Source organism: Kribbella sp. NPDC049227 (assembly GCF_043197265.1).
Classification (GTDB): Bacteria; Actinomycetota; Actinomycetes; order Propionibacteriales; family Kribbellaceae; genus Kribbella.
On record NZ_JBICST010000012.1, the window covers coordinates 20981 to 46330 of the forward strand.

Annotated in this window: 16 protein-coding genes; 8 read left to right on the top strand and 8 right to left on the bottom strand. The window is 68.9% G+C overall.

What is annotated here, in order from left to right; genetic code table 11:
- Positions 1-11: 11 nt before the first annotated feature.
- Positions 12-851 carry a dihydropteroate synthase gene (gene folP, locus ACGFH6_RS42630; RefSeq protein WP_393396686.1) on the top strand — a complete coding sequence of 280 codons (840 nt, stop codon included), beginning with the start codon at positions 12-14 and terminating at the stop codon, positions 849-851.
- Positions 830-1222: an NUDIX domain-containing protein gene (locus ACGFH6_RS42635; RefSeq protein ID WP_393396688.1), complete on the top strand. Its 393-nt coding sequence runs from the start codon at positions 830-832 to the stop codon at positions 1220-1222. Before folP ends, ACGFH6_RS42635 begins: the two co-directional genes overlap by 22 nt.
- Positions 1223-1279: 57 nt before the next feature.
- Here the strand turns inward: ACGFH6_RS42635 and ACGFH6_RS42640 are convergent, their stop codons facing one another.
- Positions 1280-5683 carry a S8 family serine peptidase gene (locus tag ACGFH6_RS42640; protein WP_393396690.1) on the bottom strand — a complete coding sequence of 1468 codons (4404 nt, stop codon included), beginning with the start codon at positions 5681-5683 and terminating at the stop codon, positions 1280-1282.
- Positions 5684-5986: 303 nt separating this feature from the next.
- Between ACGFH6_RS42640 and ACGFH6_RS42645 the strand changes: the two genes are divergently transcribed.
- The 3 genes from ACGFH6_RS42645 (at position 5987) to ACGFH6_RS42655 (ending at position 9845) form a co-directional block, all read left to right on the top strand.
- Positions 5987-6592, top strand: a complete 606-nt coding sequence (locus ACGFH6_RS42645; protein ID WP_393396692.1) for a winged helix-turn-helix domain-containing protein — start codon at positions 5987-5989, stop codon at positions 6590-6592.
- A gap of 65 nt (positions 6593-6657) precedes the next feature.
- Positions 6658-8649, top strand: a complete 1992-nt coding sequence (locus ACGFH6_RS42650; protein ID WP_393396695.1) for a GAF domain-containing protein — start codon at positions 6658-6660, stop codon at positions 8647-8649.
- Positions 8650-8675: 26 nt separating this feature from the next.
- On the top strand, positions 8676-9845 hold the full coding sequence (locus ACGFH6_RS42655; RefSeq protein ID WP_393396697.1) for a threonine synthase: 1170 nt from the start codon (positions 8676-8678) through the stop codon (positions 9843-9845).
- Here ACGFH6_RS42655 and ACGFH6_RS42660 read toward each other — a convergent pair whose 3' ends face one another.
- Complete coding sequence (locus tag ACGFH6_RS42660) at positions 9846-11834, bottom strand: alpha-1,4-glucan--maltose-1-phosphate maltosyltransferase (protein WP_393396699.1); 1989 nt, start codon at positions 11832-11834, stop codon at positions 9846-9848.
- 230 nt (positions 11835-12064) lie between these two features.
- Between ACGFH6_RS42660 and glgP the strand changes: the two genes are divergently transcribed.
- The gene (gene glgP / locus ACGFH6_RS42665; protein ID WP_393396702.1) at positions 12065-14662 is read left to right on the top strand and encodes an alpha-glucan family phosphorylase; all 2598 of its coding nucleotides are present in this window, start codon (positions 12065-12067) and stop codon (positions 14660-14662) included.
- A gap of 66 nt (positions 14663-14728) precedes the next feature.
- Positions 14729-15202 carry a GNAT family N-acetyltransferase gene (locus ACGFH6_RS42670; RefSeq protein WP_393396704.1) on the top strand — a complete coding sequence of 158 codons (474 nt, stop codon included), beginning with the start codon at positions 14729-14731 and terminating at the stop codon, positions 15200-15202.
- Here the strand turns inward: ACGFH6_RS42670 and ACGFH6_RS42675 are convergent.
- The 5 genes from ACGFH6_RS42675 to ACGFH6_RS42695 all read right to left on the bottom strand — a co-directional run bounded on the left by ACGFH6_RS42675 (position 15189) and on the right by ACGFH6_RS42695 (position 18804).
- Entirely contained in the window at positions 15189-15722 is a 534-nt protein-coding gene (locus ACGFH6_RS42675; RefSeq protein WP_393396706.1) for a hypothetical protein, read from the bottom strand. The genes ACGFH6_RS42670 and ACGFH6_RS42675 overlap by 14 nt on opposite strands.
- Positions 15723-15828: 106 nt before the next feature.
- Entirely contained in the window at positions 15829-16686 is an 858-nt protein-coding gene (locus ACGFH6_RS42680; protein ID WP_393396708.1) for a transglutaminase domain-containing protein, read from the bottom strand.
- The gene (locus ACGFH6_RS42685; protein WP_393396710.1) at positions 16686-17510 is read right to left on the bottom strand and encodes a MerR family transcriptional regulator; all 825 of its coding nucleotides are present in this window, start codon (positions 17508-17510) and stop codon (positions 16686-16688) included. The genes ACGFH6_RS42680 and ACGFH6_RS42685 overlap by 1 nt, the downstream gene beginning before the upstream one ends.
- 69 nt (positions 17511-17579) lie before the next feature.
- Positions 17580-18350 carry an SGNH/GDSL hydrolase family protein gene (locus ACGFH6_RS42690; RefSeq protein WP_393396712.1) on the bottom strand — a complete coding sequence of 257 codons (771 nt, stop codon included), beginning with the start codon at positions 18348-18350 and terminating at the stop codon, positions 17580-17582.
- 133 nt (positions 18351-18483) lie between these two features.
- Positions 18484-18804 (bottom strand): hypothetical protein, encoded by a 321-nt coding sequence (locus tag ACGFH6_RS42695; protein WP_393396714.1) that lies wholly within the window; start codon positions 18802-18804, stop codon positions 18484-18486.
- Between the two features lie 165 nt (positions 18805-18969).
- Here ACGFH6_RS42695 and ACGFH6_RS42700 point away from each other — a divergent pair, with 165 nt between their 5' ends.
- Positions 18970-23250 (top strand): BTAD domain-containing putative transcriptional regulator, encoded by a 4281-nt coding sequence (locus ACGFH6_RS42700; RefSeq protein WP_393396716.1) that lies wholly within the window; start codon positions 18970-18972, stop codon positions 23248-23250.
- On the opposite strand, the gene glgX is transcribed toward ACGFH6_RS42700, so the two are convergent.
- Positions 23247-25343, bottom strand: a complete 2097-nt coding sequence (gene glgX, locus ACGFH6_RS42705) for a glycogen debranching protein GlgX (RefSeq protein WP_393396718.1) — start codon at positions 25341-25343, stop codon at positions 23247-23249. The two genes, ACGFH6_RS42700 and glgX, sit on opposite strands and share 4 nt — an antisense overlap.
- Positions 25344-25350: the final 7 nt, after the last annotated feature.

Consider the following 25350-nt stretch of genomic DNA (forward strand, 5'->3'; position numbering starts at 1 on the left):
TCAGCCTCACCATGCTCCAGCTCGGGTCCGACGATCAGCCGCGCCTGGTCGGCATCGTCAACATCACCGAAGACTCCTTCTCCGACGGCGGTCGCTACCTGGCGGCGGACAACGCGATCGCTCATGCGCGCCGGTTGCACGCAGGCGGCGCCGACATCATCGAACTCGGCCCGGCGTCCAGCCACCCGGATGCCGCCAAGGTGACGCCCGAGCAGGAGATCGCCCGGCTGGCTCCCGTGCTGGATGCGCTGGGGGACCTACCGCTGGCCGTCGACTCCTACCATCCGGCGACGCAGCGGTACGCCGCCGGCCATGGAGCGACGTACCTGAACGACATCCAAGGCTTCCCGGACCCACGTCGGTACGACGAACTGGCCGCGCTGACGTGCCGGCTGGTGGTGATGCACTCGGTCCAGCGCCTCGGTCCGGCCACCAAGGTCCGTACCGAGCCACAGACGATCTGGCCGGCCATCGAGCGATTCTTCGACGCCCGCGTCACCGCCCTCGAGTCGGCCGGCATCACCCGCGACCGCCTGATCCTGGACCCCGGCCTCGGCTACTTCCTGGGCAGTACGCCGGAACCGTCGCTCACCGTCCTGGCCAACCTCAGCCGCCTCAAGAGCCGCTACGACCTCCCCGTCCTCGTCTCCCCGTCCCGCAAGTCCTTCCTGCGCACGCTGACGAACACGGCCCTGTCCGACATCGGCCCAGCCACCCTCGCTGCCGAACTCCACGCCACCACCCAGGGCGCGGACTACATCCGCACCCACGACCCGGCCGCTCTTTCCACCACACTCATCGTCCACACCGCTCTGACGAATGGCGCCGAATGCCTCAGCACGAAGCGATAGTCGCCGTACTGCGACAAGCCGACCGAGTACTGGTCATCCGCCGTGGCCCGGGGGCGCGCATGCCCGGATACTGGGCACCTCTCAGCGGAACCCTCGAACCCGGCGAGAGCCAGCAGCAAGCCCTCGTCCGCGAGGTCCAGGAGGAGGTCGGCCTGGCAGTCACCCCACTCGCCAAGGTCTGGGAGTCGACCACAGCCGGAGGCGACTACCTGCTGCACTGGTGGACCGCGGCGGCATCACCCGGCGAGGTGACGGCGGATCCGCGAGAGGTGAGCGAGACCCGCTGGGTCACTCCCGCACAGTTCCTCGAGTTGCAGCCGGTCTTCGCGGGCGACCGCGAGTTCTTCGGGGAGATCTTCCCGCGGTTGTGAAACGGGACCGGCCCCACCCGGAAGATCCGAGTGGGGCCGGCTCCGACTACGTGACTGTTACTTGATGGACTTCAGAGCGAAGTCCTCGGTGACCGGTTCACCGGCGACGAGCCGGGTGGTCCGGGTCTGGGGCTTGTAGCCGTCCTTCGCGGCGATCAGGGTGAGCGGGTTGTTGCGACGGTCCAGCCAGTAGGCGTAGTTGCCGTCCTTGTCGGTGATGAAGGTGTAGGACTGCGCCCACGAGTCCACCTGCACGATCGCCCCCGGGAGCGGCGCGCTGGCCCCGGACGAGCTGACGCCCGTGACGGTGCCCTGCAGCTTGCTCCAGGTGTTCGGCGGGGTGACGTTCATCGTCACGTCCACCGCGGGAACGGAGTAGGGGGTGTTCTCGCCGATCGTGACCTGCCCGCTGTACGTGCCGGGTTGGTCGACGTTCGCGTTGAGCGTGACCTTGACGGTGGTCGACTGGCCGGGAGCCAGCGTCGCCTCGGTCTTGTCGATGGACATCCAGCTCACGTCCGCCGACGACTCCGAGCAGCCCTCGAGACCCGGCAGGGCCTCGCTGTCCACCGTGGCGGTGAAGCCACCGGACGAGCCACCGATCTTGTAGAAGCCGCACGCCGCGCCACCGCGGTACCGCGGCAGGTTGGAGTTCGGCAGGGCGGACCAGCTGTCGGCCGCCGGGTCATAGGCGAACCCGGCGTTGGTGACGGCACCGGCCTGGACACCGCCGACGACCAGCAGCTTGCCGCTGGCGACGGCGTACGACGCCGCCCAGTGGTCGGCCGGAGCGTCCGGGATCGCGGTCCACGAGTTCGCACCCGGGTCGAAGACGTAGGCCGACTTCAGCGAGTTCACGCCGTCGTTACCGCCGGCGCAGTACAGCTTGCCGTCGATGGCGCCGCAGGATGCGAACGCGACCGACTTCGGGTAGTTCGCCAGCGTCTCCCAGCTGTTGGCGGCCGCGTCGTAGCGGACCACCGTGTTGCTCATCGGGAGACAGGCCGAGGTCGTGCAGCCGCCGACGGCGTACAGCTTGCCGTCGAGGACCGCCTGACCTGCCGCGGCGCGGGGAGCCGGGTTCGCGGCGAGCGCGCTCCAGGCGTTGGCGGCCGGGTCGTACGCCCAGGTCGCCGGATCCGGACCGGCGGCGGCCCAGCCCGAGCTGGCAATGATCTTGCCACCCACGACGCCGACGGTGATGGCGTTGCGAGCAGCCGGCAGCGGAGCGATGGCGGTCCACGCCAGCGTCGCCGGGTCGTACACGTAGCTGTTCGCGGACGAGACGCTACCGTTGCCACCGGCAATCGAGTAGATCTTGCCGTCCAGGTTGACCACCCGGTTGTCCATCACGGTCGCCGGGTAGTCGGCGATGTCGGCCCACGGTGCGGCCAACGGGTTCGCGGCCGCGGTCTTGACGGCCGTCTTGCCCGACATCACGTTGCCGAACGAGGTCGGCACCTGCAGCCGCTGCAGCGGGGCGCCGGCGCCGGTCAGCACCTGCGTCTTGCTGGTGGTGGAGCCGTTCGCGTTCTGCAGTACGAAGCCGTTGTCCCGCTCGCCGAACTTGACGTCGACGCCGGCACCGCCGGTGTTGGTGACGGTGAACGACTTGGTCACCTTGCCCGACGGCAGCTTCAGGTTGCCCGTGATGCTGCCCGGAGTGACGTTCAGCCGGCCCGCGGACAGCGAGTAGTCGGCCGTGGTGACCCAGTCGGCTTCGACGCCGACCGTCTGCTGCGCGGTGACGTAGTTGCCGGCCTTGGCGGTGAAGCCCTGGTCGCCGGACTCCGAGGAGTACAGCCAGTAGAAGCCGTCGTTCAGACCGGTGTCCTCGGGCGTCGCCACGGTGGTCGCGGTCTCGGCCGGGTTGCCGTCACGGGTGACGACCGCACCGTTCACGAAACCGTTCGTGTTGGCGTCCTTGACGTTGCCGACGACGATGCCGCCACCTGCAGGCTCACAGGTGACCTGGCTGCCGATCAGCACGTTGTCGAGCTGCCACCACCACTCGTACTGCGCGTCGTAGTAGTGGAACCGGACCTGCACAGCGGACTTGCCGGCCGCCTGCGGGATCGCGATCTCCTTGAGCCCACGGACGTCCGTTGCCTGCGCCAGCACGTTGGCCCAGGTGGCACCGCCGTCGATCGACAGGTCCACGTCGGCCTTCTCGCCGCCGAGCCAGTTGAGGTCCTGGTTGAACCGGATCACCGGAGCGGTGACCGCGGTCAGGTCCACGACCGGGCTGACCAGCGAGGTGTCCTGCGAACCGCCCGGACCGTACTTGTCGCTGTCGATGATCGCGGTACCGCCGGTACCGCCGGCCAGGTTGCCCCGGGCACCCGGGTCGTTGAACTGCCAGACCTGTCCGTTGCCCTTGTTGTCGACGACGGACCAGCCGCTCGGCGTGCTGCCGGAGTCGAACGTCTGGTAGGTGCCGTCGGAGCCGTACCGGTAGCCCGGCGCCGTGGTGCAGGCGTCGGAACGGACCGGGACAGCGATGTTCTTGGTCAGGTTGCCGGAGCCGACCGTGATCGGCTCGCTGACCGTCTGGTAGCCCGGGAACTGCGACTCCACCTTGAGCGAGTACGACGCGCCGGCCGGAACCTTCAGGCTGAAGCGGCCGTTGCTCGGGGTGGTGTAGTCGAACACGCCACCCGGACCCTCGACGCTGACCTTCGCGTACAGCGGCCAGCCGTGGCCGGAGCCGTCGGTGATGCTGCCGCCGACGTTCACCTGCGGCGAGCTCGCCAGGGCGAAGTTCTGGGTGGTGGTGTTCCCGGTGGTGATGGCGACCGTGGCGGTCTGGGTCTGGTACCCGAACGATGCCGCGGTCAGGTCGTAGCTCCCGGCCGGAAGGACGGACGAGAACGCGCCGGTGCTGGTCGTGGTCAGCACGCGGTCCGGCTGGCCGGCCTGCTTCACCGTCACGGACGCGCCGGCGAGCGGAGCACCACCGGTGGCGGCGGTGACGGTTCCGGACAGGGTGCCGGTGTCGCCGATCGGCGCCGCGTTCAGCAGGGCGAGTGCGTCCAGACGGCCCTGGCCGAACACGTTGTTGTTGGCGTCGGTTCCGCCGCACTGGCTGTTCGGCGTGTCGATCGCGGTCTGGTTCAGCAGCGCCCGGGTGGCGTCCACGTCACCCTTGAGAGCCGGCGACGCGGCCCACAGCAGTGCGACGGTGCCCGCGAGGTGCGGGGTGGCCATCGACGTACCGTTGAAGGCGCCGTAGGTGTTGCCGGGGAGGCTGGACCGGACGTTGACGCCGGGGGCCGAGATGTTCGGCTTGATCGTGCCGTTCTGACCGACACCACGGCCGGAGAACGACGCGATGTTGTTGTTGATGTCGTAGGCGCCCGCCGAGTAGTTGCTGGTCAGGCTGCCCGGCGACCCGCTGCTGTTGCAGCCGAGCTCACCACTGTTGCCGTTGGCGAAGGCCCCGAAGATGCCGGAGTCCTTCCAGTTGTTGGTGATGTCCTCCATGAACGGGTCGTTCGACGGCAGCTGCGAACCCCAGGAGTTGTTGATGATGTTCGGCCGCTTGCTGGCGTCGGGGTTGTTCCCGGCCAGGTCGGTCGGCTCGAGCATCCACTGACCCGAGGAGATCAGGGCCGCGTCGGTCGGGCAGCAGCCGTTCGCGGCGATCCACTTGACCCCCGGCGCGACGCCGATCTGGTTGCCGGCGCCGTCGTCACCGGCCATGGTGCCCATCGTGTGGGTACCGTGGCCGTTGCCGTCGCACGGTGCGTTGCCGCAGGTGCCGGCCGCGTCGAACCAGTTGTAGTTGTGGTCGAACGTGCCGTCGCCATTGTTGCCGCGGTACTGCTTGACCAGCGCCGGGTGGTCGTACTGGACCCCGGTGTCGATGCTGGCGATGGTGATGCCTTCGCCCTTGTCGCCGAACTGCGACCAGACGTCGTCGGCGTTGATGTTGGCGATGCCCCACTCGACCGCGTTGATCTCGTGCTCGGTCGTGCCCTGGGAGATCTTGGGCACCTCGATCTTCATCGGGGCGTACAGGCCCTCGACCTCGGCGTGGGTGGCCAGGTTCTGGGCCAGCGTGAGCGATCCGCTGTTGATCCGGATCGCGTTCGTGCCCCAGAAGGCCTGGTACTTGACGTGCTGCGCGTCCAGCTCGGCGCGGATCTTCGCCTGGCTCTCCGCGGCGGTCTTGCGCAGCGCCGCGGCGACGGCGGTGCCGCGCTCGTTCCAGTTGGTGATCCTGCTGGCGGCGGTCAGGTCGGCCTTGGCGGCGAACCGGACCCAGTAGTCGGACGCCGCCTTGGCGTCCTTGCCGTCGAGTTGGGCCATCAGCTCCGGCTTGATCTTGCTCGCCGGAGTGGCCTCGGGCTTGGTGGGCGGTGACGCCTGCGCCTGGCCGGCACCTGCCAGCCCGGTCGCGACGACGGCCACCGTCGCCAGGGCGCCCACCAGCGTTCTGGCGAGCCCCCTTCGTCTCATGTCTGACATCTCTGCAGCCCCTCACTTGAAACGACCCCGAGTCGACTCCCCCGAGTCATTTGGTGCAGAGGTGCAAGGGTCCTCGCGTGGGCGGATTCGAGTCCCGTGCGCGAACGCTCCGTGCCCCCCAGGTCGCGGCATGTGACGCCGCGAGCCTGACGAGGACCCTATGTGTCAGATCGGAGGGGGAACAAGCACACATGGTGAGCAACATGTGACTAGCCGTTGCCCCGAATCGAGGCAACCTGGTCAAAGATTGGCAGTCCGTTGACGATCCGAGGCAGAGGTTGACATCGTGATCAGATGGTCACCGCCCGTGTCCCCGCCCCCGAGGACGTCGACCTGACCACGACCGACCGGGAATCGTTTCCGCTGCTGATCGCGGTCGCGGCCTCCCCGGAGGATCGGGTCCGGCTCGCCGAGCTCGTCGACGACGTCGCTCCGCTGCTCCTCGTGTCCAGCCTCGAGGAACTGCGCAAACTGCTGGTGCCCGCCCAGCAGTCCCCGCCGGCCCCGCCCGAGCACCCCGAACCACCCGAGCCCGAAGCGGTCCAGGCGGTCGTCGCGAAGACGGCCGAGGATCCCGAGGCCGACGTACTGACGATCGACCGGGCCCGCTCGGTCGCCCGGTGGCGCGGCCGGGAGGTCCAGCTCACCGAGCTCGAGAACGACCTGCTGACCCGGCTGATGACGGCACCGCTGCGCGTCTGGACGTACGACGCCCTGCACCAGGCGGTCTGGCGCAACCGGGACCTGAGGGGAACCGCCGACGTGCACTCGGTGGTGAAGCGGCTGCGCCGCAAGCTCGACGAACTGGGTACCACGGTCACCATCGACGCCGTCCGCGGCACCGGCTTCCGGCTCACTGATCACCAGCGCCCGGCGATCATGGGGTTGCGGGCCGGCTGACACACCCGGGAGTTTCCGGGTCTGCTCTCTGTTCGCCGGGCGCCCGTCGTCGCTAGCCTCGTCTGGTGAGTTCCCTGCCGCATCCGCGACGGGTCCCTCGAGTCGCGGAGATCGTCCTGGCCTTCCTCGCCGGTGCCGGGACGTTCGTCGTGGTGGCAGCACTCGCCGCGTGGATCACCTCGGATGCGCTGATCGTGATCCTGGGCGTTCCACTGGTCGCCGCCGTCGTCCTGGTGGCCAAGGTGATCGGCATCGCGTACGCCGTCCCGATCGCGATGGCCGGCATGCTCGCCTACGACTGGTACCACCTGACCCCGACCCATCCGCTCGGGTTCCCGGTCTGGTCGAACCTGGTGGATCTGCTGGTCTATCTGGGGGTGTCGGTGCTGATCGGCGAGCTGGCGGCGCATGCGACTCGTCAGGCCCAGACGGCCGAGGTGGCCCGGGCCGAGCTCGCCGACGAGCAGGCGGCGTTGCGACGGGTGGCGACAGGCGTCGCGCAGGGGGTGCCCGCACAGGAGTTGCTCGCAGCCGTGGCCGAGGAGGCCGGGACGCTGCTCGACGTGGACGCGACCCGCATCGTCCGCTACGAGGGCGACGACCTCGCGCATGTGACCGACTGGAGCAAGCCCGGCTACGATCCCGGCCCCTATGATCGCGTCAGGCTCGAGGGCAGGAGCGTGGCCGGCGACGTACGCCGTACCGGCCGTGTCGCCCGCATCGACGACTACGAAGACCTCGAGGACCGGCTGCCGCTCACCCGCGGGATGGGCATCAAGTCCGTGGCCGGAGCACCGATCGTCGTCGGCGGCGACCTGTGGGGAGTGATGGTCGTCTGGTCCACGGCCGAGCCGCTCCCGGCCGCCACGGAATCGCGCCTGACCGACTTCACCGAGCTCGCGGCCACGGCGATCGCCAACCTGGAGGCACGACGGCAGGTCGAACGTCTCCTGGACGAACAGGCCGCACTGCGGCGGGTCGCGACGCTGGTCGCTCGTGGTGGGCGTTCGGCCGAGGTCGTCGAGACGGTCATCCGTGAGGTCGGGGTGCTCTGTGGCGCCGACCTGGCCAGGCTGGAGCGCTACGAGACGGACGGAACGGTGACCGGGGTCGGCGTGTGGAGCCGGAACACCGATCATCAACTGTCCAGCGGCACCCGCTTCGTGCTGCAGGGACCGAGCATCGCGGCACTGGTGCGAGAGACCGGCCGCCCGATGCGGGTGGACAGCTTCGCCGGCGCCTCGGGCCCGATCGCACAGGAGGCGCAGGGACTGGGGATCCGGTCGTCGGTCGGTTGTCCGGTCGTCGTCCAGGGCCGCCTGTGGGGCGTCGTCGCCGCGTCGACGACGGGCGATGCGCCGTTCCCTCCGGACACCGAGTCCCAGATCGGCGAGTTCACCGAACTCCTGGCGACGGCGATCTCGAACCTCAAGGCGCACGCCGACCTCGAGGCGTCCCGCACCCGGATCGTCGAGACCACCGACCTGGCTCGCCGCCGGTTCGAGCGTGATCTGCACGACGGAGTCCAGCAGCGGCTTGTCTCGCTGGGCCTCGAACTGCGTGGAGTCGAGATGGCCGCACCACCCGACCTGCGGGCCGGGCTCGGTCAGATCAGCAGCGGACTGGACGGGGTGTTCAACGACCTGCGCGAACTCTCCCGGGGCATCCATCCGGCGATCCTGTCGGAGGGTGGTCTCGACCCCGCGCTGCGGGCGCTCGGACGGCGTTCGGCCGTTCCGGTCAAGCTGGACGTGAACGTCGGCGAACGGCTCGCGGAACGGGTCGAGGTGGCGGCGTACTACGTCGTGTCGGAGGCGCTCACGAACACGGCGAAGTACGCCGGGGCCACGCTGGCCGAGATCCAGGTCAGGCTGCACGACGACGTCCTCGAGCTGAGCATTCGCGACGACGGCGTCGGCGGAGCCGATCCGGCCCGAGGCTCGGGCCTGATCGGACTCACCGACCGGGTCGAGGCGCTCGGCGGGCGGATCTCGATCACGAGTCCGATCGGCGAGGGAACGTCGCTGCACGTCGAGCTCCCCCTCGATGTCGCCTGATCGGCACAGGAGTACCGTCAGCGTTCGTGCCCTTCTCCGCTTTGAGCCATCTCGACTGTCCCAAGTGCGGCCTCACCTACTCGCCGGACCAAGTGATCGGACTGTGTTCGTGCGGGTCGCCTTTGCTGGCCCGGTACGACGTACAGGCGATCACGCTGACCAAGGACGAGTTGGCGACCCGGCCGCCGGATCTGTGGCGGTATCACGAGCTGCTGCCGGTGCGGTCGCCGGAGAACGTGGTGACGCTGGGGGAGGGGATGACCCCGCTGCTGCCGTTGCCGCGGTACGGGCGTGAGCTCGGCGTCGAGCGGCTGCTGATGAAGGACGAGGGGCTGATCCCGACCGGCACCTTCAAGGCACGCGGTGCCGCGGTCGGCGTGTCCCGGGCGTACGAGGTCGGTGTCCGCAAGATCGCGATGCCGACCAACGGGAACGCGGGCTCGGCCTGGGCGGCGTACGCCGCTCGTGCGGGTATGGAAGCGTTGATCGCGATGCCGATCGCGGCACCCGAGATCTGCCGCCGCGAGGTGAAGGTGGTCGGTGCCGAGCTGCACCTGATCGACGGGCTGATCGGTGACGCCGGCGCGTTCATCCGCGCGGAGCTGGCCAAGCGGGACGGCTACCTGGACGTGTCGACGCTGAAGGAGCCGTACCGGATCGAGGGCAAGAAGACGATGGGCCTCGAGATCGCCGAGCAGCTCGGTTGGCAGCTGCCCGACGTCATCCTGTACCCGACCGGTGGCGGCGTCGGCATCATCGGGATCTGGAAGGCGCTGGTCGAACTCCGCGAGCTCGGCTGGATCGACGGTCCGCTGCCGCGCCTGGTCGCCGTACAGTCGAGTGGCTGTGCGCCGATCGTCCGGGCCTGGGAGAAGGGTCTGCCGGAGAGCGAGCCCTGGCCGGACGCGCAGACCGTTGCCTTTGGCATCACGGTGCCCAAGGCACTCGGCGATTTCCTCGTCCTGCAGGCGATCGCGGAGACCGACGGGTGTGCCGTTGCCGTCGACGACGAAGATCTGCTGGCCGAGCAGCACAAGGTCGCTCAGCTGGAAGGATCGTTCATCTGCCCGGAAGGCGCGGCCAACTTCGCCGCCGTCCGGCAGCTGCGCGAGTCCGGCTGGATCCGCGCCGGCGACCAGGTCGTTGCCCTGAACACCGGCGCGGGCCTCAAGTACCCGGAGACCGTCCCGCTCTGATCACGCCTGGCCGCGGCGGACGGCGAGGATGTGGGCTGGTTCGCCGTTCGGGTCGAGCTTGACGTAGTTCTGCTGGCCCCAGCGCCAGGTGGCGCCGGTGATCTCGTCGTACACGGTGAAGGTGTCCTCGGGGCGCATGCCGAGCGAGGCCATGTCCAGGTGGACCATCGTTTCGCGCACCGAGTGCGGGTCGGTGTTCACCACGACGATGACGGTGTCGCTGTGGCCGTCGGGGGCGGTCGTGCGCTTGGAGTAGCACATGATCGCCTCGTCCTCGACCGAGTGCAGCGACAGGTTGCGCAGCTGCTGCAGGGCCGGGTGCCGGCGGCGGATGTTGTTCAGCAGTGTCAGGTACGGCGCCAGCGTGCGCCCCTCGGCGGCCGCGGCCTCCCAGTCCCGCGGACGCAACTGGAACTTCTCGGTGTCGAGGTACTCCTCGGAGCCCGGCCGGAGTGCCACGTGCTCGAACAGCTCGAACCCGGCGTACACGCCCCAGGCCGGCGACGCGGTGGACGCGATCGCGGCGCGGATCTTGAACGCGCTCGGCCCGCCGTACTGCAGGTAGGCGGTCAGGATGTCCGGCGTGTTGACGAAGAAGTTCGGCCGCAGGAAGTGCCCGGTCTCCTTGGTCAGCTCCTGCAGGTACTCCTCCAGCTCCCACTTCTCGTTGCGCCAGGTGAAGTAGGTGTACGACTGGTGGAACCCGACCTTGGCCAGCTCGCGCATCATCGGCCGCCGGGTGAACGCCTCGGACAGGAACACCACGTCCGGGTCGGTCTTGCGGATCTCGCCGAGCAGGTACTCCCAGAAGTTGACCGGCTTCGTGTGCGGGTTGTCGACCCGGAACACGGTCACGCCGTACGAGATCCACAACCGGACGATCCGCAGTACCTCGGCGTAGATGCCCTCGGGGTCGTTGTCGAAGTTGATCGGGTAGATGTCCTGGTACTTCTTCGGCGGGTTCTCGGCGTACGCGATCGAGCCGTCGGCGCGGATCGAGAACCACTTCGGGTGCTCCTTGACCCACGGGTGGTCCGGCGACGCCTGCAGGGCCAGGTCGATCGCGACCTCGAGGCCCAGTTCGCGGGCCCGGCCGACGAAGTACTCGAAGTCCTCGAAGGTGCCGAGCTCGGGGTGGATCGCGTCGTGCCCGCCCTCGTCGGAGCCGATCGCCCACGGCGATCCGGGGTCACCGGGCTTCGGGTCGAGGGTGTTGTTCGGGCCCTTGCGGAACGCGTGACCGATCGGGTGGATCGGCGGCACGTACAGGATGTCGAAGCCCATCCCGGCCACCGCGTCCAGCCGCTTGGCCGCGGTCCGGAAGGTCCCGGACTTCCACTGCCCGGACTCCTCGTCGTACGTCGCTCCCTCGGACCGCGGGAAGAACTCGTACCAGCTGCCGTACAGCGCCAGGGTCCGGTCGACCCACACCGGGTAGGTCTCGGACGACGTGATCAACTCACGCACCGGGTAGCGTCCGAGCGCGGACCGGACCTGCGGCGAGATGCCCGCGGCCAGCCGGGCCTCCGGCGGCAGCGCGCCGTTGGCCAGCGCGTGCGCGGCATCGCTCAGCGTGGCCCGATCGGCACGAACGGCGGGCGGTACGCCGGCGGCGGCGCGGTCGAAGAACGCCGCACCCTCGGCGAACATCAGGTCCACGTCGAGACCGGCCGGGATCTTGATCTCCGCGTTGTGCCGCCAGGTGCCGTACGGGTCGCTCCAGCCCTCGACCGCGAACGTCCACGCGCCCTGCTCCTGCAGCGTCACGTCGACCGTCCACCGGTCGCTGCCCTGCCCGACCGGTGTCATCAGCATGCGTCTGGTCTGCCCGGTCGGCGAGGTCAGTACGACGTTCGCGTTCACCGCGTCGTGGCCCTCACGGAACACCGTGGCCGCGATGGTGAACGTCTCGCCCACCGAGGCCTTGGCCGGATACGCTCCGGCGTCGACGGTCGGGGTGACGTCGGTGATCGGGATGCGCCCAGTCATGGCGTAGACGAACCTTCGCTTTCCGATTGCGGAGCCGGCCGATGGGGTAGTTCAGGTCTGACGTTATCGGTTCCCCGTCGTAGACCATGACATGCAGTGGTCACATTTCGGTCCAAGCGATGGAACATGAGTGACAGACCCCGGAAAAGTGTCTGCAAAATCTTGCCCGCGTTGCAAGATCGATGCATACCGAAGGTGTCTTGCGACCTCGAGGCCGGTACGGTGTCCCGGTGCGAGCGATACGACGATTCTCCGTCCGCCCTGTCCTGCCCGAGCCGCTGACCGGTCTGGGCACCCTGGTGAACAACCTCCGCTGGTCCTGGCACCCGGAGACGCAGGACGTCTTCGAAGCGGTCGACCCGCAGCTGTGGCGGAGCACCGGCGGTGACCCGGTCAAGCTCCTCGGCGAGGTCCCGGCGGCCCGGCTCGACGAGCTGGCTCACGACGATGTCTTCCTGCGCCGGCTCGAACTGGCCGTAGCCGACCTGAACGCCTACGTGTCGGGCGACCGGTGGTTCCAGACCGACGCCGGCTCCCCGGTCAGCTCGGTGGCGTACTTCTCCCCGGAGTTCGGCATCACCTACGTCCTCCCGCAGTACTCGGGTGGTCTGGGCATCCTGGCCGGTGACCACCTGAAGGCGGCCAGCGACCTCGGCGTACCGCTGATCGGTGTCGGCCTGCTGTACCGGCACGGCTACTTCGCGCAGTCGCTGAACGCCGAGGGCTGGCAGCAGGAGCGCTACCCCCTGGTGGATCCGGACGGGCTGCCGATCAGCCTGCTCCGCGACGGCGACGCGCCCGCCACAGTGACCCTGACGCTGCCCGGCAACCGGCAGCTGCGCGCGCAGATCTGGGTCGCCCAGGTCGGCCGGGTGCCGCTGCTGATGCTCGACTCCGACATGGAGGAGAACGACCCCGCCGAGCGCGAGGTGACCGACCGGCTGTACGGCGGGTCCACCGAGCACCGGCTGCTCCAGGAACTGCTCCTCGGCGTCGGCGGTGTCCGCGCGGTCCGTACCTTCTGCCGGATCACCGGGCACGCGGCGCCCGAGGTGTTCCACACCAACGAGGGCCACGCCGGCTTCCTCGGCATCGAGCGGATCCGTGAGCTCGCCACCGACCAGTCGCTGGACTTCGACACCGCGCTCGAGGTCGCCCGCGGCGGCACCGTGTTCACCACCCACACGCCGGTCCCGGCCGGTATCGACCGGTTCCCGGTCGAGCTGATCCAGCAGCACTTCTCGCCCGACGCGTTCGGCGAGGGCGTGCCGATCGACCGGATCCTCGAGCTCGGCGCCGAGGACTTCGAGGGCGGCGACCCGGGCGTCTTCAACATGGCGATCATGGGCCTGCGGCTCGCGCAGCGGGCCAACGGTGTGTCCAAGCTGCACGGAGTGGTCAGCCGCGGCATGTTCGCCGGGCTGTGGCCGAGCTTCGACCCGGTCGACGTACCGATCACCTCGATCACCAACGGCGTCCACGCGCCGACCTGGGTGGCCCGGGAGATCCACGGGCTCACGTACGCGGCGACCGACACGGCCGAGAGCGACGGCCTGTTCGACGGCCTCGACAAGACCTCCGACGCGCAGATCTGGGAGACCAAGCGGACTCTGCGGCAGCGGTTCATCGACGACACCCGGGCCCGGGTCCGGCAGTCCTGGATCAACCGCGGCGCCAGCGACGCCGAGCTCGGTTGGGTCGACTCCATCCTCGACCCGGACGTCCTGACCATGGGCTTCGCCCGCCGCGTCCCGTCGTACAAGCGACTCACGCTGATGCTGCGCGACCCGGCTCGGCTGAAGGCGCTGCTGCTGCACCCGCAGCGCCCGGTCCAGATCGTCATCGCCGGCAAGGCGCACCCGCACGACGAGGGCGGCAAGAAGCTCATCCAGGAGATGGTCCGCTTCGCCGACGACCCGGAGGTGCGGCACCGGATCGTGTTCGTCCCGGACTACGACATCGCGCTCGCGCAGCCGATGTACCCGGGGTGCGACGTGTGGCTGAACAACCCGCTGCGTCCGTACGAGGCGTGCGGCACGTCGGGCATGAAGGCTGCTCTGAACGGTGCGTTGAACCTCTCCATCCGCGACGGTTGGTGGGACGAGTGGTACGACGACGAGTTCGGCTGGGCGATCCCGTCCGCGGAGGGGATCGAGGACACCGACCGGCGTGACGACCTCGAGGCGCACGCGCTGTACGACCTGATCGAGAAGCAGGTCGCGCCGCGCTTCTACGACGGCGAGGTGCCGGGGCGCTGGATCGAGATGCTCCGCCACACCATCAAGGAGCTCGGCCCGAAGGTGCTCGCCACCCGGATGGTCCGCGACTACGTCGAGCAGCTGTACGTCCCGGCCGCCAAGTCGTCGCGGTCGTTGAATGCGACGTACGACGGTGCGCGCGAGCTGGCCGCGTGGAAGAAGAAGGTCCGGACGGCGTGGCCGCAGATCCGGGTCGACCACGTGGAGCTGCAGGGCCTGGGCGACGTACCGCAGCTCGGGACCACGGTCGGGATCCGCGCCTTCGCGGCGCTCGGGGATCTCGAGCCTGCCGACATCTGCGTCGAGGTGCTGCACGGGCGGGTCGATACGAACGACGAGATCACCGACCCAGTCCGCGCGACGCTGGCGATGGCGGAGACCTACGAGGGCAACCGGCACCGCTACGAAGGCGAACTGAAGCTCGACCGAACCGGCCCCTTCGGCTACACCGTCCGGGTAGTCCCGAGCCACGACGGCCTCGCCAGCCCGGCCGAACTCGGCCTGGCCGCGGGACCGACGGACCCCGACGACCCATCCGCCCCCGACCTCCCGGCAGGCTCAGAGTTCTGAGCCCTTCCTCCTGAACCCGACCCCGCCCGCGTCAGCCGGCGGGGTCGGGTGTTTTATCGTGCTCCGGTGACTGTTGTCGTGCGGCGGTACGGGCCTGAGGATGCCGAGGGGACCTGGGAGGCGTACTTCCGGGCGATCCGGGATACGGCGTCGCAGGACTACTTGCCGGCACAGGTTGCCGCGTGGGCTCCCGAGGCGGTTGATCTCGTGGAGTGGAACGAGCGTCGGTCGGCGGCTCATACCTTTGTGGCGACGATCGAGGGTCGGGTCGTCGGATTCAGCGACGTGACGGACGACGGCCTGCTGGACATGCTGTTCGTGCACTCGGAGGCCGGCGGCAGTGGGGTCGCGCGAGCGCTGGTCGGTGCGGTGGTGGCCAAGGCTCGCGAGTTGGGGCTGGCTCAGCTCCACACGCACGCGAGTCGTACGGCGATGCCGGCGTTCAAGCGGTTCGGGTTCGTGGTCGAGCGGGCCAACCCGGACAACTGGATCCGGGGCGAGAACCTGCCCAACTACGACATGTCCCTCAAGCTCGAGTAGCCGGCTTCTGCTTGCGGAGCAGGCCCCACGGTTTGAAGACCGACAGGATCACCGCGACCATCAGCAGCGTCGGCGAGACGATCGGCGGGAAGATCATGTCGTTCAACGGAACCGCCAGGTCGTTGGCCTCGCCGCGGTCGGCGAGTTCGGCGACACCGGGCCGGAGGGCGATCAGGACCAGCGTGCTCAGCAGCAGGTTGATGACCAGCTTCACGACCACCCACCAGTACTTCGTCAGGCCGTACTTGCTGCCCAGGCCGAGCAGGACACCGGTGAGCAGACAGATCAGCCCGGAGACCGTCATCGGCCAGATCGTGACCAGCTCGAGCACCCGGAAGCACAAGGCCTTGGTGCTCTGATCGTCCGTACCGATGGCGGTGAACGTCAGCACCGCCATCGCCACGTCGATCCCCAGCCACGAACCCACAGACGCCAGGTGCAGCACCAGAACGGCCTTCCGGGTCCTGGCCCCCAACCGCCACGGCTTCACCGCCGCCACGTCCAGTGCCGCGCCACTCATTTCCCTCTCCGTCCACTCAGATCACGTACCTACGATCCTGAGCGACGACACCCACCCCGCGCGTCGTCTGGACGGAGACACTCCACCTACACCACCGGAGGTACTCCTACGGGCGTACCAGGTCCACCCAGACGAACTTGCCTCCGCCCGCGGGCGAGGTGACGTAGGAGCGACCGGCCGGCTTCAGCGACGGGTAGAGGTCCGCGAGCTCCTTGGTCGCCGTGTCGTCTCCATTGTCGGAGGCAACCATCAGGCCGGCGACGCGGTCGGTCAGGGCGAGGTCGGCGCCGTCGAGGGACGCGGACATCTCGCCCCAGTTGTCCCAGAGCAGGAGTTCGTCGCCGTGCAGGTGGGCGAGTTGCAGGTAGACGTAGTTGCGGATGAACCAGCTCCCGCCGATCGGCGAGCCCGGGTCGATGCCGAACAGGTCCGGGTCGCGCGTGCCGGCGCGGACGTCCAGCCAGACCTCGGCCGCGGACAGGAACGGGCCGGCCGGCATGTCGAGCGAGTCGAACGGATGGTCGCCGGCCGGGTCGAGCTGGGCGTCGATCATCACCCACCGGTCGCCGTTCCAGTACTCCGCGACGACGTGATCGTGATTGAACCCGCTGGCGAAGTACGCCGCGAAACCGATCCGGCTGCGGACCGGAATGCCCTTGTGGCGAAGCATCGAGACGAACATCAGTGTGTAGTCCCGGCAGCATCCGACGATCCGGTCGACCGGCTCCCTCGGTACGGCGAGCGGCGTACCGTTGCGCCGCTGGTCGGTGGCCAGCATCGACGAGACCCATCGATGGTCGATCTCGGCGAGGCGGTCGCCGGTGAACTCGATCCCGCCGCCGCGGTAGTGGATCAGCAGGTTGCGAACCACCGCCCCGACACCGGGGATGTCGTCCGGCAACGCGTCGTACAACCCGGCGTACGCACCGGGGTCGCTGTACTCGGTCTGTACCGTTAAGTCCATCAGAGTTTCCTTTCGATAATGGGCTGGGCGATGTCGACGGCCGGCTGGTCGCGCGGCATCAGGTGGCAGTTCGCCCGGTAGACCTCACGCGGCGGACCGGTGATCGTGCTGGCCGCCGTACGGACGAAGTCGTCGACCAGGTCGTAGGCGAGCATGATTCGCGGGTACGCGCACTCGTCCATCGTGATCGTGCAGTACGCCTCGTGGTGGGCCGGCTCGACCCGGATCGCGATCGGTCCGGACGGATCCACCAGCCCCTGGAACGGCACGCACACCTCGACGGTCGCCTCGGCCTCCGGCGTCACCGGGCCGTGGTAGATCACCCACGATTCGCCGGGCAGGGTCGCGCCGGCGGCCTGCAGGTACGTGCGGATCTCATCGGTCGCGGTCACGATGATCCCGATCAGATTCTGCTGATCGGTGTCGGACCGGATCGATGCGATCTTCGTCTCCGGTACGTCGCGCGTCAGCACCGGCCGAGGGGACAGCCCCGTCGATCCCGACCGCGAGAGCCGGTCCCGCAGGTACTGCAGAGTCGCCCGACGGGCGGCGGTGGTCGCCTCCTGGGCGGCCCACCAACGGTCCAGCCGGATCAACCCCTCTTCGTCGGAGCCCGCGAGGACCTCGGCGATCGTCGTCAGCGGCATGTCCAGTTGCCGCAGCACGCTGATCCGCCGGGCCCGCTCGAGCTGCTCCTCGTCGTACAGCCGGTACCCGTTGGCCGGGTCCACCTGCGCGGGCGGGAGCAGCCCGGACACGTCGTACAGGCGTAGCGCCTTGTGCGAGAGCCCCGTACGCCGCCCGAACTCGCTGATCGTCAACACGCGATCATCAAACCCCCTGCCCCAGGGGCAAGGTAAACCCTCACTCCCAGAACCGGTTGGAACGGATGCTCAGGGCCTGAGTACGCCGGCCGGCAGGGCGGCGAGGAGCGCATCGGCGTGCCGGCGGTAGCCGAGGTTGTTCGGGTGGAAGCTGTCCGGCGCGAGCATCCCGCGCCACGGTGGTCGTGCATGCCGGGACACCTCGGCGACCGTGAGGCCGCGGGCCGTCGCCGTCGTACTGATGAGCTGGTTGATGCCGGCGACGTACGGGCTCGCCACGCCGCCGATACGCCAGAGCCCGTCGGGGACGGTCAGGTCCATCACCACGGACGAGGACGGCAGCCGTTCGATCACCTGACGGAGGTGGTCGCGGAACCGCTTCGGCGGCGTACCGAGGATGTCGTTGTTGCCGATCCCGCACGTCACCAGTGCGGGCTGCAGCCCTTCCACGAGTGGCAGTTGGTCCGCGAGCACATGCCGGGTCTGCGCGCCGGAGCGGGACAGGTTGAGCACCCGCCACGGGTTGCCGGTCCTGCGGAGCGCGTTGAGTACCTGGCCGACGTACCCATGCAGTGGCGACGATGCGCCGAGCCCTTGCGCGGTCGAGTCGCCGAGCACCACCCACAGCGGCCCGTCAGCCGTGAGGGCCTTCTCGTTCTGCCGGGTCCAGAAGTCGGCGTACGTCTTCGCCTGGACGTCGACGTATGCCACGCCGTCGACCCAACGCCGGAACGCCAGACGTGAGTTCGTCCGCTCCGCCTCACCCCAACGCATCACCGCCCGGTGCAACGCACCGATCGGCGTCGTACGCTCACGGACCCCACGCCCCACCAAAAACATCGGTCCCCCCACACATGAACACAAGGTGACCGCCGAATGTACTGCAGGAAGGTTAACGAATTCGCGGAGTGCGCAGCGTCCCCCGGAGAGCTGTCCAGACGGGGCTCTCCGGGGGACGGTTCGATGCTGCGGCTCAGGCTCGATCCTCGGCGGAACGATCGCGTCGTCGCTGGATGTCCAGCACGATTCCCGCCCCGACGCCGCCGAGTGCGATGCCGCACAAGGCGCCGAGAGCGACGGAGCTCCGGTCCACCTCGCCGGCCGCCCGAACGGACGCCGGTTCCGGAGGTGGGACCGAAGGTCGTTCGATGGCTCCGCCGATCGGTTCGGGGTACTCCTGGGCCATGGCAGGGGCGGCGACTGTCATCAGGGCGACGCTGACTGCGGCACCCGCGGCCAGCCGGCAGAGCCGGGTGGTCATGGACTGCTTCGTGGTGCGTACGGCGTGGTTCATGGCTTCCTCTCCTCTTCCGGCGGGACTCCCGTTGATCGGTCGTCCGGTTGCGCCTCGAGGTCTTGGAACCGTTCTCGCCGCTGGTGGTATCGACCCGGCGGACACCGGTATCAGCTCGGTATCAATGAACTTGACGCCAGTCGGTAGGGGGTCGACAGTCGAAACGTGGGTATAGCCGTACTCGGCCCACTAACCATCGAGGGGGAGTGGAAGAACCTCGCACGACGTGACCGCGTCGTCCTGGTCGCACTCGCGGTGCATCCGGGGGAGGTTGTCAGCGCTGGGGTGCTCGCTGACGTGCTGTGGGGAGAACGGCCGCCGGCCTCAGCGGGCAAGGTGGTCCAAGGCTGCGTCGTCCGGCTGCGGAAGCTGCTCGGCAGCCACGCGATCGAGACCTCGCCGGACGGGTATCGGCTGACGATTCCGCACGATCAGATCGACAGTCAGCGCTTCGAGCGAGCCGTCGGACGGGCCGGCGTACTGCTTGAGGCCGGTGAGGCGGAACGGGCGTCGGTGGTGCTGGCCGACGTACTGACGCTGTGGCGCGGGCGACCGTTCGACGAGGTCGCGGACTGGGACCCGGCGCGGATCGAGCTCGCCCGGCTGACCGAACTGCGGCAACTCGCGCAGGAGTTGTACGTCGAGTCGGCCCTGCGATCCGGTGGTCACGCGGGAGTGCTGGGCAAGGCCGAGGCTCTGACCGCCGAAGCGCCCCTGCGCGAGCGGCGCTGGGCGCTACTGGCCACGGCGCAGTACCAGGCCGGTCGCCAAGGGGAGGCGCTGGAGACTCTGCGGAGATTGCGGGTCGTGCTTGATCGCGAGCTCGGGCTCGATCCCAGTCCGGAGATCGATGCGCTGGAGCAGGCGATCCTCCGTCAGGATCCGGCCTTGCTCGGAGCCAGCGCGTTGCCGGAACCGAGCGCGGTCTGCCCGTACCAAGGCCTGAAACCGTACGACGTCGACGACGCCGAACTGTTCTTCGGCCGCGACGCCGAGGTCGCCGCGGGTCTGAGGAAACTGTCCGACCACTCGATCCTCGCTGTGGTCGGGCCGTCGGGCTGCGGCAAGTCCTCGCTGGTCCGGGCCGGTGTCGCTGCGACCCTGCGACAGGACGGCGCCCGCGTCGTCACCATCACGCCCGGACTCCATCCGATGAAGGCGCTGACCGACGCGCTGCCCGGCACCGGACCGTTGCCCACGATGGTCGTCGATCAGTGCGAGGAGGTCTTCTCGGTGTGCCGGGACGTGCCCGAACGCAAGGCGTTCCTGGCCCGGTTGACGGATCACGCCGCCCAGGCGCCCCTCATCTTGTCGTTCCGTGCCGACCGGCTCGCGGACATCGCCTCCCATCCGGGCTTCGCCCGGGCCATGGAGGACGGCCTGCACCTGCTCACCGGCATGACCGAAGCCGAGCTGCGGGCAGCGATCACCGAGCCCGCGCGGCTGGCTTCCCTGGTCGTCGAACCAGGACTGGTCGACCTGCTGGTCGGTGAAGTCGCGGGTCAGCCGGGCGCCCTGCCGCTGATGTCCCACGTCCTGGCCGAGACCTGGCAACGTCGCGAGGGCCGCACGCTGACCGTCGCCGGCTACCGCGCGTCCGGCGGTATTCAAGGGGCAGTCGCTCAGTCCGCCGAGCAGGTCTATGCGCAAGTCACTCCGGATCAGCGGCCGCATCTACGTGCTTTGCTGTTGCGCCTCGTCACTCCTGGCCCGGACGGTCAACCGGTCCGCAGCAGACTGCCGAGGCGAACGGTCATCACCGGCCCGGAGTCGGAAGCACTCATAGACCTGCTGATCAGCTCCCGCCTCGTCACCAGCGACGACGGCGTCGTCGAACTGGCCCATGAGGCCCTCGCCAGAGCCTGGCCCCGCCTCCGCGGCTGGCTCGAGGACGACCTGGAAGGCCAGCAGATCCTCCACCACCTCACCCAGGTAGCCGACTCCTGGGACTCGCTAGGGCGTCCCGAAAGCGAGCTCTACCGAGGCGTCCGCCTGGCCAAGGCACTCCAATGGCAGCAGACAGCCGCCCCGGTCCTCAACGACAACGAACGCGAGTTCCTAGCCGCCAGCGAACGCCTCTCCGTAGCCGAACTCCGCGCCGCCGAGGAAAGCGCCCGCCACCAAACCCGCGTAAACCGCCGCCTCCGCACCGCCCTCGGCACAGCCGCCTTCCTCCTGGTCGGCGCCCTCATCGCCGGCTTCCTGGCGGTCGGCCAAGCCCAGCGGGCCGACCGCCAAGCCGTCGCCGCAGACCAAGCAGCCGTCGCCGCCGACGCCGGCCGAGCCGGAGCCAAAGCCGTCGTCCAGAGCGACGTCGACACCTCCTTGCTGCTCGCGGCGGCCGCTGCCCGGATGCACCCGTCGTCGGAGTCTCGCGCGAATCTGCTGGCTGCATTGGCCAAGCATCCGCAGCTGGTCGGATCCTTCGGGACGGAGCGGCTGGACTCGTACGGCTTGGAGGTGAGCAGCGACGGCAAGGACGCCTTCGTGTACGACGCGAACGGCACAGTGCTCCGCTACGGGCTGAGCACCGGAAGGCTGATGGCGGCGCATCGACCCGCGAACAGGTCGTTCGGCGCGGTCCATCTCGACTCGCTGGGCCCGCTGGCCCTAAGCCCCGGGGGCCGGGAGCTCGCGGTCGGGATGCCGCCGCCGACGTCCGAACCGGTCGCGCTGCTCGATCCCGTGACGCTGCGGCCGACGGGTCGCCACCTGCCCGGGTTCACCAAGGCACCCGCCCGAGCCACCCATGTCCGGTACAGCCGCGACGGACACTCACTGGTCGCGATGATCCAGTACTACGGCAACGGCCCGACGCGTGACTTCAGCAGCGGTGCCGTGTTCTTGTGGAACCTCGCCCCCGGCGGCCCGGCATCCCTGCGCAAAGTCGTGCGGTTGCCGGCGGTCGCCGTCCAAGGGGTCGTACTCGCTCCCGGGGGCGATCGGTTCTACCTGACCAAGCCGGTGGCCGCCTATGACGTTGCCAGCGGCAAACGACTGTGGGAGCGGGCCGACCTCGCCTTCGTCGAGGCGGACCTGAGCCCCGACGGGACGCTGCTCGCGCTCGCCGCCGAGGCAAAGGACACTGCCGGCGCGGACTTCGACGATGCGCTGCTGGTCGACGCGTCGAGCGGGACCACAGTGCATCGCCTGGAGAAGCACACCAGCCAGCTCGCCGCGGCGCGGTTCTCCCACGACGGCAAGTCGGTCGTGTCCACTGGGTCCGACCAGCGTGTGGTGGTGTGGGACGCCGCGACCGGAGCTGTGAGGGAGGAGATCCCGGTGTCCGAGAACGACACGCTGACGGCTGCGTTCAGCCCCGATGACCACACTCTCTACACGTCGGGCGGCGATGGCGCCCTGCGCAGCTGGGATCTGGTCGGGAGCCGGCGCTATGCCGCCCGGCTGCGCAAACCACCCAACTTCCAGTGGGGTTGCCGTTTCATCGCTCCCGGCGGCGAACGCTACTTCCGTCTGCTCGACTACGACGCCGCCTATCTGGATCCGGGCACGCCGGCCGGAGGTTTTGTCGCCACCTCAAGCGGGAAAGTCGTCCGCTTCGACGCGAGCCGGCTGGGCGACACGACGAACAGTTGCGGCACCTGGCACCCGAGCGGAGACAAGTTCGCGCTCGGCAATGACAAGGGCGAGGTGTTCGTCCTGGATGCCCGAACCGGTCGGCAACTGGCCGACAGGAAGGTCGCGGCCGCCAAGATTTCGGACCTCGACTACAGCGGACTCGACGGCAGCCGATTGGTCGTCGGTGACGCGTCCGGGCGGGCCACGCTCCTCGACGCATCCACGCTGCGCCAGGTCGGCGGACCCGTTCAGGTCGGCGGTCCCATCGCCTGGTTGACGACGAGCCCGGACAACCGGTCCGCCTTCGTGGTGATCGGAGGCCGTAACGTCTCTGACCGGCTGGACGTGCCCTCCTCGAGTTGGGCGGTGGTCGATCTGGCGGCAGGCGAGGTGGTCCGGCGCGGCACCGTACCGATGAGGTACCCCAGCATCGTCACCTTCGCCCCGGACGGGACGCGAGTGGCCGTCGGTACCGAGAAGGGACAAGTGCAGATCGTGGATCCCCGGACCGGTCGGGCCGTCGCAGCGCCGCAAGTCGCCAACCAGGGCTGGGTCAACGGGATCGCGTTCTCGCCGGACAGTTCGCTGTTGGTCACGGCCGGCTGGGACGGCGTAGTGAGCCTCTTCGACGGGAAGACCGCGGCGCTGCTCGGGTCGATCGCGACGCCGAACCAGCAACTGGTCACCGCCGACTTCCTGCCCGACGGATACACCGTCGCCATCGCGTCGTACGACGACGGGGTCTATCACTGGGACACCCGGCTGGAGCATGCGATTGAGACGGCTTGCCGGATGGCTGGGCGGGATCTGACTGAGCAGGAGTGGCGGGAGAACTTCGGGGATCGGCCGTATCGGAAGACTTGTTAGAGCGCGCGGAGGAGGACCAGGCAGCGGGGGGCCAGGGGGACGGTGGCGCCGGCTTCTACTTCGGTGACCATGCTGTTGCTGGTGTCGAGGACTACCTCGTAGGCGGGGGCCCAGGACGGGTCGGGGACGACGACCTGGCGGGTTTCGGGGGTGGCGTTGAGGGCCAGCAGGAAGGAGTTGTCGGTGAGGGCGTTGCCTTGGGCATCGGTTGCGCGGAGGGCGTCGCCGGCCAGGAACATGCCGATGGTCCGGAGGTTGCCGTCGTACCAGTCGGCGTCGGTCATCTCGCCGCCGTGCGGTGCGATCCAGGACAGATCCTTGCGCCCGCCCTCGACGACCGGCTCCCCGGAGAAGTAGTGCCACTGACGCAGAACAGGATGCGCGGCCCGCAACGCGATCAGCTTCTTCGTCAACGCCAGGTGATCGGACCACGCGCCCGGCAGCGACCAGTCGAACCAGGACAGTTCGTTGTCCTGGCAGTAGGCGTTGTTGTTGCCGTGCTGCGTCCGTCCGCACTCGTCGCCGGCGGTGATCATCGGTACGCCGGTGGACAGGATCAGTGTGGACATCAGGTTCGCCATCTGGCGTTTGCGCAGCGCGATCACGCGCCGGTCGTCGGTCTCGCCTTCGACGCCGCAGTTCCAGGACCGGTTGTCGTCGGTGCCGTCGCGGTTGTCCTCGTGGTTCGCCTCGTTGTGCTTGTGGTCGTAGCTGACCAGGTCGCGCAGGGTGAACCCGTCGTGCGCGGTGAGGAAGTTGATCGACGCGTACGGGTAGCGCCCGTCGTCGCCGTACAGATCGCTGGACCCCGACAGCCGGTAGGCGAGGTCCTTGACGCCGTCGGAGGTGTTCCGCCAGACGTCGCGGACACTGTCGCGGAACTTGCCGTTCCACTCCGACCACGGCGGCCCGAAGTTGCCGACCTGGTAGCCGAACGGGCCGACGTCCCACGGTTCGGCGATCAGCTTGACCCGGCCGAGAACCGGATCGGCCGCGACCTCGGCGAGGAACGGGTGATCGACCGTGTCGACCTCGTGCCGCTCGTTGCGGATCAGCGTCACGGCCAGGTCGAACCGGAACCCGTCGACGCCCATCTCCTCGACCCAGTAGCGCAGCGAGTCCATCAGCAACCGGCGGACCTGCGGGTGCGAGGTGTCGACCGAGTTGCCGGTGCCGGTCACGTCGTACATCGTGCCGCCGTGCGACAGCCGGTAGTACGCGCGGTTGTCGATGCCGCGGAAGCTCAGTGTCGGCCCGTCGAACCCGCCCTCGGCGGTGTGGTTGTAGACCACGTCGAGGATGACTTCGATGCCGGCGGCGTGGAACGCGGCGACCATCGCCTTGAACTCGGCCACCTGCTGACCGTCCGAACCCGACGACGAGTACGGCGCGTGCGGGGCGAAGTACCCGAGGGTGTTGTAACCCCAGTAGTTCGGCAGGCCGCGGGCAGCGATCGAGGGCTCGGTGAGGAAGTGGTGGATCGGCAACAACTCCACCGACGTCACGCCCAGCTCGGTCAGATAGTCGATCACCGACGGATGCGTCAGCCCGGCGTACGTCCCGCGTTGATGCTCGGGTACGTCGGGATGCAGCTTGGTGAAGCCCTTGGTGTGCAACTCGTAGATGACGGTCTCGCCCCAGTGCACCGGCCGGCTGATCGGCGGTGGTGGCTCCGACTCGGCCACCACGACACCGACCGGGACATGCCCGGCCGAGTCGCCGTCGGACGAGTCGTAGATCACAGGGCTGGAGAAGTCCAGCGAGCCGTCGATGGCCCGGGCGTACGGGTCGAGCAGCAGCTTGGACGGGTTGAACCGCAGACCGTGCGACGGGTCGAACGGACCGTGCACGCGGTAGCCGTACCGTTGCCCGTGGCCCACGCCCGGAACGAACCCGGTCCAGAACTCACCGGCGTGGGCGAGGTCCAGGTTGCGCTGGCTGCCGTCGGCGGCGATCAGGGCCAGCTCGACCCGCTCGGCGGCCGGGGCCCACAGAGTGAAGGTCGTCCCATCGGTCTGGACCACTGCTCCGAGCCGCGGCCCGGTATCGGCGGTCGGGCCGAGAGCACTCGGGGCGGCGGTCGCTTCGGTCACCGGCACA

What these genes read in the sequence shown, in the direction of transcription:
- folP (WP_393396686.1), top strand. Translation starts at nt 12, where the DNA reads ATGCTCCAGCTCGGGTCCGACGATCAGCCGCGCCTGGTCGGCATCGTC.
- ACGFH6_RS42635 (WP_393396688.1), top strand. Translation starts at nt 830, where the DNA reads ATGCCTCAGCACGAAGCGATAGTCGCCGTACTGCGACAAGCCGACCGA.
- ACGFH6_RS42640 (WP_393396690.1), bottom strand. Translation starts at nt 5,683, where the DNA reads ATGAGACGAAGGGGGCTCGCCAGAACGCTGGTGGGCGCCCTGGCGACG.
- ACGFH6_RS42645 (WP_393396692.1), top strand. Translation starts at nt 5,987, where the DNA reads ATGGTCACCGCCCGTGTCCCCGCCCCCGAGGACGTCGACCTGACCACG.
- ACGFH6_RS42660 (WP_393396699.1), bottom strand. Translation starts at nt 11,834, where the DNA reads ATGACTGGGCGCATCCCGATCACCGACGTCACCCCGACCGTCGACGCC.
- ACGFH6_RS42675 (WP_393396706.1), bottom strand. Translation starts at nt 15,722, where the DNA reads ATGAGTGGCGCGGCACTGGACGTGGCGGCGGTGAAGCCGTGGCGGTTG.
- ACGFH6_RS42680 (WP_393396708.1), bottom strand. Translation starts at nt 16,686, where the DNA reads ATGGACTTAACGGTACAGACCGAGTACAGCGACCCCGGTGCGTACGCC.
- ACGFH6_RS42690 (WP_393396712.1), bottom strand. Translation starts at nt 18,350, where the DNA reads ATGTTTTTGGTGGGGCGTGGGGTCCGTGAGCGTACGACGCCGATCGGT.
- ACGFH6_RS42695 (WP_393396714.1), bottom strand. Translation starts at nt 18,804, where the DNA reads ATGAACCACGCCGTACGCACCACGAAGCAGTCCATGACCACCCGGCTC.